The following is a 14,956-nucleotide window of genomic DNA, read 5'->3' as shown; positions in this document are numbered from 1 at the left end:
TTGTAATTAATAGGCGAAGTAGTTTATGTAAATAGTAATTATTTGCAATAGGCAAAGGTCATCGGTATGACATATTTACATTTCAGTGTTGAAATTGGGAGGAAGTTCAAAATTTATGCATTTGTAAGTCTAAAAGATGAGAGTGAGGGCAATAGATTTTGCTAGTTTTCACTTTAAATTTCAGATTGATAGGATTTTAAGTCTTTATTGTTAAATGTATCAGCTACATGAAGCATTTGTAAATCCGCTTGTTTATGAGAACTGTTATCAATAGCATTTGTGCTAATTTAACGCCACTTCAATTGACCATAATGCACTCAATTTTTTTTTGTAGCCTCCCTCTTAAACTCAAGTCTCCGTTCAGCATTGTTTTACGTTCGCTGAAAATCGCTATTTTATCCATACTAATTATTAGTTGCAGTTCACTACCTAAAAATGTGTTGCAGTGGGACAAGTCTGTTACTCATGGACAATTGGAGAATGGTTTAACTTACTTTTTATATGATAGTGATAACGCTAACGAGCCATTCAATATCAGATTAATCGTCAATGCCGGTTCAGTTGATGAGACAGGCTATAGCGGTGTTGCGCATATGGTTGAGCATATGGTTTTCCGTAAAACTTCTGCTCATCCTGAGTCATTACATAGCTATTTTAGTTCTTTAGGTTGGAGTACAGGAAAACAAATCAATGCTATGACAAGAGAGACTGAAACTCAGTATATGTTGCGCACTCGAGTCAATGACAGTTTAGATTTGTTGGGTTCAGTAGCATTAATGGGTGATATCGCATTTGGTGCTATTTTTGATGAAGAAGACTGGAAACAAGAACAAAAAGTGATTCTTGAAGAGTGGCGACGTGGCGAAAGTACAGTAAATAGAGTTGAACGTTTAAAAAAAGAACAACTTCGTCATGACTCTCGTTATGTTAATCGTCCCACAATTGGCACTCAAGATAGCATTCTCAGTACACCAGTTTCTGAAATCAAAGCGTTTTATCATCGATTTTATGTCCCATCTAATATGACTTTAATCATCTCCGGAAATATTGATAAGCAAGATGCTTTAAAAGCAATTGAACAATATTTTGGACAAGAGAAGACATCCCCTATACCAAACCGTGATTATGTTGAGTTGCCTTTGGCTGAGCAGTTTCACATTGGTAGTGTACAAGATTCACAGGGAACAACCTCTGCGGTTGTATACGGTTTTCGTAGTGTTTTAGCGCCTGCAGCCACTAATGAACGCGAGTTTGATGACCTAGTACGATATTTTTTACGTAAGTTGATGCGAAACCAAGTTATTAGAGATCGTTCTTTGATTGATGATCAAGCAATTAGTATACGCTTAGAGGAACCTTCAAATCATCGCGTTGTTGCAGCGATGATTATGCGAACCGGCAACCATGATGCGGGACTAAAACTATTATTAACTGAAGTTGAACGTCTTAAGCAGTTTGGTATTGATGCCACAGAGTTCAATGAGCTTAAAGACGATGCTCGAAAAGTTCTTCAGCGCCAAAAAATGAAGGGTGAAATCAATCGCGATTACCAAGCTTGGGAAGACAAGATCACAAATGCTGTTATGGCAGGAAAAGTACTACCTAATAGCCAAGAAAAAGCAGCACATCAATTAAGCCTTCTTGAGCAAATAACGCTAGATACAGTCAACCATCGGCTTAAACAGTTGCTGAGTGCGCCAGACCAATTCTTGTACTACCAACTTCCTGGAAACGTAAAAGTTTCATTACCTTTGGCATCTACTGTACAACAGATACAAAATGAGGCTAGACAACTACTGACGCCGACGGTTCCGTATCTGGTCAATGATGTTAAACCCATTGATACAACAGAAGTTATTACATTACCACCAATCACGCTTTACCCTGAAGGGGATATTCAACGCTTTAAGCGAACTCCGCCTATCGGTGATGCACCAGCGATAAGCCAATGGTGGCTAACTAATGGCGATAGAATCATATGGCTAGAGCGCCCTACAAGCGATGGAAAAGTTTATGTGAACGCAGTAACTGATGTAGGCTTTGATAACCAAACTCAATCACCACAATTAAGCCAAATTGCAGTGCAGTTATGGCAACAGACGCCACCTAGAGGTTGGTCAGAGGAGCAGTGGAAACTGATGCCCCAGTGGAATTGGGTCTATAAGTCGCAGCAGTTAAGCCAAGCTGCAGTTATTGCACCGGCACAATTAGCACAATTATTCGATGCATATAGCTTACAGTTGCATGAAGGACAAATTTCAGCGGATGGACTTAACACTGTAAAAGCAGATTTACGGAACCATATTGCAAGACAAAATAAAAATGTTATCGATGTAAATAGCTTGATGATAGAGGAAAAATACTTAACGAAATTACAAACTCTCGATGAATCAATGCTGGCAGAAGTTAATGTAGAAATGTTAGAAACTATAGCTAAAGAAGTATTATCTCAACCTGTAACATTTTATGTTGTTGGAGTATTACCTAGTGACGTTGAAGAACTTTGGCAACAAAAGGTTTCTACAATTACACGTAATAAGACGTTGATCTCTGCTCCATTATTGCAAAAAACAGGACATCATAAAAGAGAGAGTACACTACAAGGTACTCCTAAAACACAAGTAAAGCTTGAAGGTTATAGTCAACTAGAGTGGTCTCCCGAGCGTGCATTTTTGACATCAAGCTTATCGGAACTCACTCATATTGCATTAAAACAACGCTTACGTCAGCAATTGGCAGGTGTCTATAGTGTTAGCTTTGATCTGACCTTTAATCCACAATCAGATCGCGCAGAAATAGTATTGTCATTTTCTTGTGCTCCTGAACGTCGCGAAGAATTGCTTAATGCTGCGAAAAACGTGCTCGAAACAATGCCCCAATGGCTAAAACAGCAAGATTTAGGACCACTTATTGCGAATATTCGTTATGCAGAGAAGCAACGATTATCAATTGATTCCACTTGGCTGAAGAGACTTGAATTAAGTGATCATCGTTACGGTGATGGTCGATATCTTGAAAATATTTATAGCTTACCATCACTTGTTACTAATCAGGGGTTAGCAACATTGGCGGCACAAATTTTTCCAATACAGCACAGTGTTACTGTAATTACTGAACATAAAAAAGAAACGGCTAATAATTAAAGTAGGTAAAAATAATATAATTGTTCGATTTCTAATTCAATTATCAATATGTGGGTAAGTAGGATCCAATCTGATGAAATTATTATCAAAAAGCTGTTTAATCGGCAGCAGTTTTATCTCAATGGTAGCTGGTGCTGCAGAAACTCCTGTAGATTTAGGGGAAGTCGATATTGCGAATAAATCAGCAACTGAGACTTCTACAAGCGATAATAACAGTAAAGCTGCAGTAGCATATGAAACATTTGATCCTGATAATTCTGGTCTTAGTGTAATAAATGCTAAGGGCATAAATAAGGTTTCTGCTGGAGGAATTGATACATCAGAATTGTTGAAAGTTTTACCTTTTGTGCAGATGGATGTAGGAAGTCATCAGGTTAATCAAGCTAATGAACAATCTATTCGTCCATCCAATTTCTCCATTGCAGGAGGTAATTATTATGATAATAACATCATGATAGATGGAATTGGGTCAAATTCTGTGATGGATGTGGTTAATACAAATCCTGACAGTGTTTATAATGTAGCTGGTCAAACAGCACAAACGTTATATGTTGATCCATCACTATTGGATAGTATCGAAGTTTTTGATTCAAACGTTTCTGCAAAATATGGCAATTTTGTGGGCGGAGCAGTGAATATGAAGCTGCGCAAGCCTAAAGATGAGTTTGCAGTAAGTTTTTCTGCTGGGTTGCAAAATGACAGCATGAAAAATTATATTCATGCTGATGAATTTGAGGATGATACAAAAAATAATCCACCGCCTGAATTTGTTAAATACAACACTTCTGTCGCAGTGGATATACCAATATCAGAAAAATTAAAAACATTGTTCAGCTATAGTCGTTCTGAATCTGAAGTAGACTATGATATGGATGAAGCCTATGGCGGTAGACAATTCACTAATAGCGATCTCTCTGAGAACTTCTTACTAAAAAGCACCTATCAGTTTTCTGAAAATTTAGACGCAGAAGCACAAATTGTCTATAGCCCTTATACCAGTGGTTATGACCGAACTAATGCGACTAACTCTCATGTTGATAGTGAATCAACAGGTTTATCGAGTTATTTTAAATTAAATGGTATAAATGGAATATTTGATTGGGAAACTAAGTTTGCTTATACACTATCAGATACAAGTCGAAAAGCGGGAGCATATAATTACGTTTGGCCGAGTAGCTATGCGGATTGGTGCTCCAGAACCACTTGTACAGATGGGAGTTATGGCAATTTAGACCAAAAGCAAGAAGATTATACTGCTAGTTTTACAGGTCATCTCCCACTGTGGAATGGGGATTTTAATTTTGGTTCAGATCTGACTCGTATTGAGGCAAGCAAAGTACGTGATGAAGATGGCTACAGCTATAATTATTTAAAAAGTGTCCCTGGTGGAGCTAACAAATTTATATGCAGCGAAGGGGATGATGCATGTAAAGAGGGTGTGGCAATTTTGAATCGCCGCTCTGTTTATGAAGCTTATGATGCTGAAGTTGATCTTAACACCTTGGCTGTTTGGACCGAGTATCAACGTCAGTTTGGTAGTGTCAATTTACGTGGTGGATTACGGTATGATTATGAAGACTTTTTGAAAAATCATAATATTTCGCCACGTTTTACTGCTAATTGGGAGTTTTATGATCAGATGTTTTTAACCTTTGGAGCTAATCGTTATTACAGTAATAATATGCTTGCTTACGCTATTCGCTCTCAAATGCCTGATGATATTATGCAATATCGGAAAATTGATGCTAACGGTACAGTTGGTGACTGGTATGAAAATAGCCGTACTCGAAGTACTGATTATGGTGAATCTAATTTAAACACTCCTCACAGCGATGAATTAACCAGCGCGATTACATTACCTACACCATTAGATGGTAGCGTTCGTCTAAAAGCCGTCTATCGTTGGAATCGTGATATATTTACCCGAGAAAAAATTACGGCTCCAGAACCTATTGATGGAGCACCTAAAGTGAGCAGTTACTATGTTCTTAGTAATAAAGGAGAAACTAATTATCGTGGTATAGCACTTGAGTGGAGTGGTCGTTATCAAGATCACTATTTCAATGCTAATATTAATTGGTCAGAAACAAAAACGCTCGGCAATGCAACAAGCTATGACAGTATTGTAGATCCAAGTAAAGAAAGTACGAGTTATCTATACTATCAAGGACAGATCATCACTGAGACTGAGTTAAATGATATTGAGGGTGCACAAAATTATGCAGCACCAATTAAGGGATTTATTTCTTGGTCAACAGATTGGATCGATGAGCGTCTTAGTACTTCAATTAAACTTAATTATCGAGGTAAATACACGTCAATATCCGATACTGGAGAAAATATCACCATAGATGCGAATACCTATGATATTTATGAACGTGCAGATCGTAAAGCTTTCACTTCGATAGATTTTAATACCAGTATACGTTTAATGCAGATTGCGGGTAATTGGGCAAGAGTTGACGTGAAATTTATTAATTTACTCAATGACTTACCTCATACTAATTCTTCTTCAACAGCACCTTATCAAGAGGGGCGCAGTTATTGGGTTTATCTAAAATATGATTATTAAGAACAAGAAATATTAATATTTGTACATGACTAATAACAATGAAAGAGATAAAAAATGCTAAAAAAACTATTTATCGGCACATTACTAACCATTATCTTGTCAAATACTGTGCAAGCTAAACCAATGACCTTTGGATCAGCAATTGATGAAAAAAATGTGTCCAAAGTTTCAACTATCTTAGCAAAGCCGGAATCATATCTTGGTAAGCAAGTAACGATCAGAGGAATGGTCACATATGTTTGTGAAAAGCGCGGGTGCTGGATGACCGTTGCCTCCGATCAAAAATTCCAAGAGCTTTATATTAAGGTTCCCGATGGTGAAATGGTTTTCCCTATTAGCGCTCGAGGTAGCAATGCTATTGTTACTGGGTCTTTAAAGGCAGTTCCATTGACGCTAGAAGAGACCCGAGGCTGGCTTGCTGAGCAGGCAAAAGTTGAAGGGAAATCATTTGATCCTGCATCTGTGACTGAACCAATTAATTTTTACGAATTGACACCAGCAGGAGTGAAGATCCTTGAATAGCTCAGGTTTCAATTGGTTTAAGTTGAACCGAGCTTTACATCGTGACATTGGTTATTTTTGTGTCGGTTTAACTATTGTATTTGCGGTCTCTGGCATTGCTGTTAACCATATACATGAATGGAATTCAAATTACAGTATCGAACGCAATGTAATCAAGGTTCCGGACTTTCAATGGTCAACTTTTAATGACATAGAACTTAATACCAAACTAGTTGAGCAAGCTAAGCTAGAACAACCTTTTAAAAGTGGATATTGGAGCTCGTCGCAACAATATCGACTTTTTCTTAAAGATGGTTCAAACCTTACTTTAGATATAGCTAGTAACGAATTAACTGTAGAGCAAATTTCACCTCGATATGTACTGCAAGCATTCAATAAGTTGCATTTAAATCAAGGGAATAAGTATTGGGTGATATTCTCAGATATCTACGCAGCGATGCTATTATTTTTAGCTTTGTCGTCATTGTTTATGGTTAAGGGTAAGAATAGTCCATGGCGAAGTAAATCTATATGGTTGCTGTTAGGTTTATTGCTGCCATGTTTATTTATTTTTATATTATAAAAATAGGTATCTTTAATTGACCTCTTAATCTCAGCAGACTGATTATTTTATGTTCTGTATTTTGAGTGGACTCATAAATGTTTGGTTTGTAATTGTCTAAAAATTGGTCATAGAAGTGATTTGCACTTTAATAATAGTTAAAGTGCAATTTTCGAGTGTTTTAGCGGCTTTGTTTCCTAAATTGGTTGAACTAAAACCGTAGCCGCTGATCTGATCGGCATTGCCTATCAACTTACCCCTTAACCGTGTCAAAGCCTCGCTATAAAACAACCAACTGGAAGCAATACAACCAAGCCTTAATCAACCGCGGTTCACTTACCTTCTGGATTGATGAGGATTCAATTGCTAAGTGGAAAGCCAAGGTTGAGCAGCCCATGAAAGGTCGTCCTCGTGTGTTTAGCGACTTAGCCATTACCACAGTATTGATGTTAAGCGTGTATTCTCTATGCCACTAAGAGCCTTACGGGGCTTCATCAATTCGGTATTTAAACTGGGTGACATCATTATCTTGCCCGCATTACACCTGCATCAGTAAACGCACGAAAACGGTCAATATTGCTTTTAAAACCAAGACTCATATTAGCTATCGACTCGATAGGCTTGAAGGTCTATTGCGAAGGTGAGTTGAAAGTGAAGAAACATGGCATAGATGGGAAGCGCCGAGTGTGGCGTAAACTGCATATTGCCGCAGAACTCAGTTTATCAGGTGTCACAGATGCTGAAGTGATGCCTAATTTACTTAAGCAAAACCATCGAAAATCCGCAATATTTTAGGTGATTGTGCCTGTGACACAATAGCTTGTCATTATGCCGATCGTATAAAACGCGCTTAAGTACTCATCCCTCCTCGGGAAGGTGCTGCGCTATGGCAACATGGACATCCACGTAACTTAGCCGTCAGTTGGCAACAACTTCATGGCTCAAATAAGCAGTGGAAAAACGGTATGGTTATCATCGCCGCTCAATCTCAGAAACCGCGATGTACAGGATAAAACAACTGCTAGGAGGCACGTTGAGCATGCGGAATTATAACGCTCAGGTGGGAGAAGCTTACGCGATGATTAGGGCTTTGAACAAACTTACTGGGCTAGGTATGCCTGAAAACCACTATATAGCTTGATATTTGAACAATGATGAGAGTTTTGTTAGCTGACTCGATTTAAGAAACAAAGCCGTGGAGGTCAACAAAAAATCGTCGAACGTATCTTGTGCCAGCATGTTTGGCTCGAAATAGGCACAAATTTAGAAAACGGCAAATTGTGGGGAACAGCGGTAAATGTGGACCAAACAATAGAGGCAAAATCAGACAGAGCCGAAGTGTGGGGTATGTTTGAATGTTTTTGGGAAAACCTAGAACAGGCTCGAAGATTTAATCTTAGGCACAAACAACAATTAAGCATTTTTACGGATGATTATATTAAACTGAGGTTTTACAGGGAGTTAAAGTAATAAATGGCACACCCGAGTGGACTCGAACCACCGCCCCCTACCATGTCAAGGTAGTGTTCTAACCAACTGAGCTACGGGTGCATTGTTTACTCTTTAATAATAAGTCACTTTTTAGACTCTGTGAAGAGAGTGGTACACCCGAGTGGACTGATTTGGTCGAGTTTATTGAGCCTGCTGGTGAAACGGTACCAGTGTCGTGCCGCTACGACGAAAGCAATGCTACGGCTATCGTTAATTAAAATGGCCAAAACCCCAGCAGGATGGATTGAGCTAATCATGAAATCACTGGCACTTAAAACGATGGCATAATTAGAAGCAGATGTGGCTTAGGCAATAAAATTCATTGCCCACACATGCCAACGCAGTCCACAGTCGAAGTCGAAGAAAGACAACTGCTTGGATGGGACACTTCAGCATTCAAATGCTTAAAGTACAGGCTATGTTGAGGGCTTTAAGTTTTGTGGCACCAGTTCCTTAAATAAAGTTAAGCACTCTTCAATTAGTTCAAGCGAAACTGGTTGCTCAAATACACTCAACATCTTAGTGTGATCGTTATCATTACGAAAAATTTCAACTATGAGCTTATCATCAATATAAACTTCAACACCAATTCCATTACGTATAACATCATCACTTATAATCAGTGCTTTTAAATTTTTACTAGACATTTTAACGACATTCCTTTACTTTATTATTGGTGAATATTAACTAGCTGCATAATAAAAGAACAAAAAATATTACAACACAACCAAAACAAAAATCCATTTTAAAATTAAGATACAGAATACTGGAAATGAGAATTTACATCAAGATAATTAACTAAAAACTTAACATTAAAGTTAGCCCGAATCCAATACTATCGGAAAAAGTTAACGATTATTTAAAATTCGGGCTAGAACTTCATGTATTATCTGCGAGGTTTATTAGCTGGTTTACCAAGTGAAAAATTGTACTTAATAAAAAGTCGAGTATCTGTATAATCTTCACCATTCTCTTTATCTACAATTGCATATCTCGCTCTAACGCTTAATCCTTTAAGCCATTTATCAAGAGAGTATCCCAAAGAGAAATCTGTTTCATTAATTTTGCTACCAGGAATATCAGGCACATCAAATTCACCATAATAAACAAAACCTTGTAAACCTTTAATAGCTAATCCACCGAAGTTATAACTTAACTTTATGGCTTTAGCAGTTTCGTTCGCTCGGCTACCAGCTTGGACTCCTTGCATAATAACCACTTTTTCATCTCCCCAAGGTGCTAAAAGAGCATCATCACCTGTTTCACCATATTTCAGCATAAGGTCCATGCCAGCGAATTTGGCACCCAAGTCGATACCATACTGATAAGTATCAAATACTCCACCAGTTTCCTCTCCAACAGACTTTTGAATGGCATAGGATGGAACAAGGTAAATATTTGTTTTACCAATATCTGATGAAAAATCTAACTTAGCGTAGGCAAAGTTAAACACATCCTCCATATTATAATCCCACAGGCTTAGTTTAGTTTGAATCACATCTGTAGGTAATTTGTAGTCTGCACCTAATATATACTGGATTATCAGCAACTTCAGTGTTAGCTGTAATACGGTGATCTCGAACTAGATCTGCTTTTACTGCTTCGTTAATTTTTAAAAAGTTACTGTCATTCCATCCCATCGAATCCGTTATATAGAAAGCTGACAATGACAAGTCTTTAATACTTTTATTAACCACAGAAAAACCACGAAATGTTCTAGGAAGCGCACGAATATCATGGGTATTCATAAATGGTGTATCAAATTCTTGTGCACCAACTCTAAACCGGGTATTCCACCACTCACCCTGTGCAAAATATTCTTGCATCCGATTAACATTCTCATGTTCACCATTTGCCCCCGTTCCAAGTAAACTATAGACAGCCTTGGAATCATCAATCCATAACTTATTTGCCGAGGCAAAAGATGTACCAAAACTAATCCCATTTACAGAAGCTGTATTATAGCGGAACAGTCCTCCAATAGAGGTATCATGTCTATCTTTGCTAGCGCCATCAAAGTCTCGACTAAAATCAAATAAGCGCAATTGAACATCCATTCCACCTTCTGAAAACATGTTGTCAATCGTAGTGTCAGCAATAGCTGGTACTGATAATACAGTTAAAATAACTGCTGATAGGTATGACTTTTTCATTTTTTATTCCAAATATAAATTGAGTGTAAAGTCTTAAACTTTGCTATTTGCTACATATTGGCCAGCAAGACGACCAAATGTTATGGCTCGGCCAACGCTGATACCTATGATTGGGAATGGATAATCATTCGCGCCTCCAAAGAACCCTCCAGACACGTTGCCAGCAGCATAGAGCCCTTCAATAACATCTTCTTTTTCATCAAGGACCTGCATATCCGTGTTAATGTTAAGTCCGCCTAAAATCGTTGACACACACGGAAGCCTTGGAATGCAGTAGAACGGTGGTTTTTTTATGGGAGACAAATCAATTGCAATTTTGCCAAAATCTTCATCCTCGCCTTTCTCAAATAATTCGTTATATCTTTTAACAGTCAGGATTAAATTACTTGAATCAATACCAGAAAGACGTGCTAACTCTTCAATTGTGTCAGCTTTAATAATGGTCCCTAATTTGAGCGCCTGAGCAAACAGTTCAGGATTGATTGGGCTTGTCACCCTTGGAGGGAATTGTTTAAGGTTCGATTCCCAGTCAGCATCTAAAATATTGTAATAGTAGCCATCCGCCTTAGCCCCTTTAGTTGTTTGATTACCCATCAAATAGAATGGAATATCTTCATTAGTAAATCGCAAACCATCATTGCGAACTGATAACCAAGGTTGACCGCGTCCAGGGGCATCACCTTTACCTATATCAAGACTTGAATGAACATGCGCCATTTTTGTGTGAGGAGCATCTTCTAAATCGGCACCAACCCACATACCCATTAGATGACCATCACCCGTATTAAATGCAGGAGTGTAATAGCTACTAAAACCCACTGCGGAAGGACAATATTTTGATACCATATCTAAATTTCCGCCGTAATCTCCCGTACATAAGATCACGCCTTTTTGGGCATTAAATTGGGTATATTTACCAGTAAGTTCAGACTTGCTGATAACACCAGTTATACGGCCATTTTTATCTCGAATAAGTTGAACAGCTGGAGAGTGAAAACGGAAATCAACACCTTTTGCAATAGCAACTTTAGCGACAACATTCATTGCTTTCATTAACCCACCTTTCCAAGTGTGAGCTGTTGAAAATGAATTGAACCAATATTTTTTGCCACTTTCTCCCGATGCTGTACCTGCTTTGTCTAGAAATTTAGCAGGTAGACCTTCTTTAGTAGTAATGTCATTAACCCAATCAAATGCTTCACCACTATGATCAGCCCATTTTTTTACTAATCTAAAATTAGGTGTATTTAAGCTTTGAAATATAAACTCATTAATAGCATCCATTTTATTTATTTTTACGCCCTTTTCGAGTTGTAATTTAGTATCAATAGCCCCCATAACGGTACCATGGCACATTACAACAGGTCCCTTTTGGAGGACTATCGTTTTTGCTCCCGCTTCAAATGCAGATAAACTAGCGGTTACACCTGATATACCGGCACCAACGACAACAACATCTGTTGTTACAATTTCACTTATCTGAGATGCAGAAATTGGTGCAGGAGGTGTTTCAATTCCTAAGGAGCAATCAGATTCCGGATAGGGCTTTGCTTCTGCTTGAGATGTAATACTAGGAAGTAAACTTGTAGATGCGATGCCAAATGCAGAGAAAGCACTTTTCTTCATGAAATCTCTACGTGTAGCATCGATTAATTTATTATATTTCGCGCTCATAGTTTCCTCTCAATATAAATTATTTTATTTGTTTCCAGCGTGCAGGAAGGTTTTTCATCCATGGTTGAACATGACATTCTGCGCACATCAAAATTGATTCTTGGTGCATACTATGACAATCAGTGCACTGTATATCGCCAACATGTTCTGAATGCGGAAGTACATCGTGTCCTTGAAATTTAAAAATAACTTTACTATTTACACTCTCTGGATCGTGACAATTAAGACATAACTTATCACCTATATTAATCTTTTCCGTACCGTTTGCTATTTTCGGAGTACCGTTAACATGGCAATCTTTACAAGTAAGACCTGCATCACCATGAGATTTTCCAAGAAGCTCACCAGACTTCATTGAGTTTGAAAAATATTTCAAGTCCTTAACTTCTTTCTCTGCAGCCATAGCAACATTAAAACTTAAAAATAAAATGGCAGTCACTAAAGATAAAGTGACATTTTCTTTAATTAACATTCACATTTCCTTCCTTATTTATTAAGTAGAGACTTTTATGACTTTTTGCATAATTAAATAAATAAGTGCCAATAAATTGTAATTAGAATCTAATGGCAACTTTTAATTAACATTGGAAGGTTAAAGGTTAAAGCAGCTTTAAGGTCAATAAAGAAATAACTTAAAAAGTATTTATGTGATAAAAATCATATTTATTAATAAAATCATGTTAATGCCTCAACCTAGACGGTTGCACGCAGTAGATCACATTCTTAAAGTATTTTGTTTACAAACAAATATTGTTAAAAGAATAGAATAATTATCGTATGATTACAAAAGTTGGTGACTCAGTTCACGTTTTTTATTTAAAGTCATTGTTTCAGCGTATAATTATTGATAGCGAATGCTTTATAATTAATCTCAATACTTAAATGATAGCGCTGTATTCAATAAATCGTTAGGTTGTAAATTTAACCTGTAAAATTAACCTTAGGATGTTATTAACCATGAAATTGAAAATTAATGACGTAGCAAAATTATTTAACTTTACAACTGAAGCTGTAAGGTTTTATGAGAAAGAAAATATTATTCATGTTGCCAGGGAGTCAGAAAACAATTATCGTTATTATGGTGTTCAACATATTAAAATTTTATCAAAGTGTAGGTTTCTTAGGAATGCTGGGTTTTCGATAAAAGAAAGTATTGATATTTTATCTGATGGGAATATAAACAACATTTCTGAAATTCTAATAAAAAAAGAATTAGAGTTAAAAAAAGAAGCAGAAAGATTATCTGCTATATCTGAAAGAATTTATAATTACCGTCAAAAAATCGAAAAAATAATTTTTGAGGAAAATAATTTTTCTATAGTTAACAGTCCCGAAATTCTATTTTTTATGAATCAACATAATGATGAGCTTTTAGAAGAGGTAGACGTTATCGAAAAAACATCAAAATTATTAAAGATGATGCCATTTTTAAATATTTCAATTTTAGTAAAAAAAAATGATCTACTTAAAGAAAGCATTGAAAGCTCCTGGTCTAGATATCATGGTTATAGTATTGATTTTTCAAGCTTACCAAAAATTAATATTGAAAATGAAACTTTTAGCTCATGTAATTCTATGATTAAAATGTCGTCAAGGAAGTGTATTTATACTATACAATCATTCAATCTTACAAAAGAAAGTAAACTAAACTCCATTAAATTAATTAAAAACTATCTCGAGAAAAATTGTTATATTGTTGATGGTGATATGTTTGGTAATCAATTGTTTGTAGATAATGAAATGCATCTTTCTCGTAAATTTCCGATAGGTAAAGTATATTATGAATACTGGATACCTATACAATAACGTAATAAATATTATCTAGTTAGTCTATATCTTAATTATATGATCCAATATTGGACTTGGTAAATTATGTTGTAAACACAAAAATATATCAATATTTTAGGTTGCATCTAGTTTAGCTAGATTAATATCCGAATTTGTTGAAACTTTATTTTAAAATAAGAGAATATTTATTACTTTTAAGTATGGAGATGTATCATGACTGAATAGGAGAGCTGTGAGTATGATAATTTAAGTATTACTCTATAAACAACATCTCTGTCCGTGGATATGCTGTTTGTAAAGCATTAAAGCATTAAAGCATTAAAGCATTAAAGCATTAAAGCATTAAAGCATTAAAGCATTTTATAAATGGCTATAAACTGTAAGGTGCACTGATTAGTTTAAAAAATAATTTTTGATTACCAAGAAATAAAATTCTTCACATCATTCAACATCATTCAATCTTTATGAGCTTTCACTCTCAAACATTGGTTAAAACAAAAATTTTATACTTTTAGGATAATTCCTATGAAATTTCAAGCAGATTTGAATTTTAAGCCCCTGTCGTGTGTCAACTAGGTGGGGGGCGGCTTTGTTTCCTAAATTGGTAGAACTAAAACCGTAGCCGCTGATCTGTTCGGCATTGCCTATCAACTTACCCATCAACCGTGTCAAAATCTCGCTATAAAACAACCAACTGGAAGCAATACAACCAAGCCTTAATCAACCGCGGTTCATTTACCTTCTGGATTGATGAGGATTCAATTGCTAAGTGGAAAGCCAAGGCTGAGCAGCCCATGAAAGCTCGTCCTCGTGTGTTTAGTGACTTAGTCATTACCACTGCGCTGATGGTTAAACGTGTTGTGTCTATGCCTTGCGAGCGCTGCAAGGCTTCATTTACTCGGTGTTTAAATTGGGTGGCATTCCACTAATGTGCCCACATTACACTTGCATCAGCAAACGCGCAAAAACGGTCAATATTGCTTTTAAAACCAAGACTCGTGGCCCATTAAGAACTTAGCTATCGACTCGATAGGCTTGAAGGTTTACGGCGAAGGTGAGTGGAAAGTGAATG

10 protein-coding genes, 1 tRNA gene and 2 pseudogenes are annotated in these 14,956 nt (G+C 36.7%); 7 read left to right on the top strand and 6 right to left on the bottom strand.

Annotation, left to right across the window (positions count from 1 at the left end):
• The first annotated feature begins 254 nt into the window (after positions 1–254).
• The 5 genes and pseudogenes from L976_RS05505 (at position 255) to L976_RS05485 (ending at position 7,919) form a co-directional block, all read left to right on the top strand.
• Positions 255–3,143, top strand: coding sequence for a M16 family metallopeptidase (locus L976_RS05505; protein ID WP_081990898.1), 2,889 nt, complete (start codon positions 255–257; stop codon positions 3,141–3,143).
• A gap of 73 nt (positions 3,144–3,216) precedes the next feature.
• Positions 3,217–5,715, top strand: a complete 2,499-nt coding sequence (locus L976_RS05500; RefSeq protein ID WP_047534993.1) for a TonB-dependent receptor plug domain-containing protein — start codon at positions 3,217–3,219, stop codon at positions 5,713–5,715.
• Positions 5,716–5,769: 54 nt separating this feature from the next.
• Positions 5,770–6,237: a DUF4920 domain-containing protein gene (locus L976_RS05495; RefSeq protein WP_047534992.1), complete on the top strand. Its 468-nt coding sequence runs from the start codon at positions 5,770–5,772 to the stop codon at positions 6,235–6,237.
• A complete protein-coding gene (locus L976_RS05490; RefSeq protein WP_047534990.1) occupies positions 6,230–6,799 on the top strand; it encodes a PepSY-associated TM helix domain-containing protein in 570 nt (189 codons plus the stop codon). Before L976_RS05495 ends, L976_RS05490 begins: the two co-directional genes overlap by 8 nt.
• A 245-nt stretch (positions 6,800–7,044) precedes the next feature.
• Positions 7,045–7,919 (top strand): annotated as a pseudogene (locus tag L976_RS05485) (IS5 family transposase).
• 333 nt (positions 7,920–8,252) lie between these two features.
• Here the strand turns inward: L976_RS05485 and L976_RS05475 are convergent.
• The 6 genes from L976_RS05475 to L976_RS22250 form a co-directional block, all read right to left on the bottom strand.
• Positions 8,253–8,329 (bottom strand) — tRNA-Val (locus L976_RS05475).
• Positions 8,330–8,685: 356 nt separating this feature from the next.
• Positions 8,686–8,916, bottom strand: coding sequence for a hypothetical protein (locus tag L976_RS05470; protein WP_047534985.1), 231 nt, complete (start codon positions 8,914–8,916; stop codon positions 8,686–8,688).
• A 239-nt stretch (positions 8,917–9,155) separates the two neighbouring features.
• Positions 9,156–9,767 carry an OprD family outer membrane porin gene (locus tag L976_RS23730; RefSeq protein WP_269430381.1) on the bottom strand — a complete coding sequence of 204 codons (612 nt, stop codon included), beginning with the start codon at positions 9,765–9,767 and terminating at the stop codon, positions 9,156–9,158.
• Complete coding sequence (locus L976_RS23725) at positions 9,754–10,422, bottom strand: OprD family outer membrane porin (protein WP_252977728.1); 669 nt, start codon at positions 10,420–10,422, stop codon at positions 9,754–9,756. Before L976_RS23725 ends, L976_RS23730 begins: the two co-directional genes overlap by 14 nt.
• Before the next feature lie 33 nt (positions 10,423–10,455).
• A complete protein-coding gene (locus L976_RS05460; RefSeq protein WP_047534983.1) occupies positions 10,456–12,096 on the bottom strand; it encodes an FAD-dependent oxidoreductase in 1,641 nt (546 codons plus the stop codon).
• 19 nt (positions 12,097–12,115) lie between these two features.
• A complete protein-coding gene (locus tag L976_RS22250) occupies positions 12,116–12,568 on the bottom strand; it encodes a cytochrome c3 family protein (RefSeq protein ID WP_052183966.1) in 453 nt (150 codons plus the stop codon).
• A 485-nt stretch (positions 12,569–13,053) separates the two neighbouring features.
• Between L976_RS22250 and L976_RS05450 the strand changes: the two genes are divergently transcribed.
• Together L976_RS05450 and L976_RS05445 are read left to right on the top strand one after the other, a co-directional pair.
• Positions 13,054–13,902, top strand: coding sequence for a helix-turn-helix domain-containing protein (locus L976_RS05450; RefSeq protein WP_047534980.1), 849 nt, complete (start codon positions 13,054–13,056; stop codon positions 13,900–13,902).
• 647 nt (positions 13,903–14,549) lie between these two features.
• Positions 14,550–14,956: pseudogene (locus L976_RS05445) on the top strand (transposase); the annotation flags it as partial.

The organism is Shewanella sp. ZOR0012, from assembly GCF_000798835.1.
Taxonomy (GTDB): Bacteria; Pseudomonadota; Gammaproteobacteria; order Enterobacterales; family Shewanellaceae; genus Shewanella; species Shewanella xiamenensis.
Note: the sequence above shows the minus strand (reverse complement) of the source record. Positions and strands in the feature narration are given on the sequence as shown.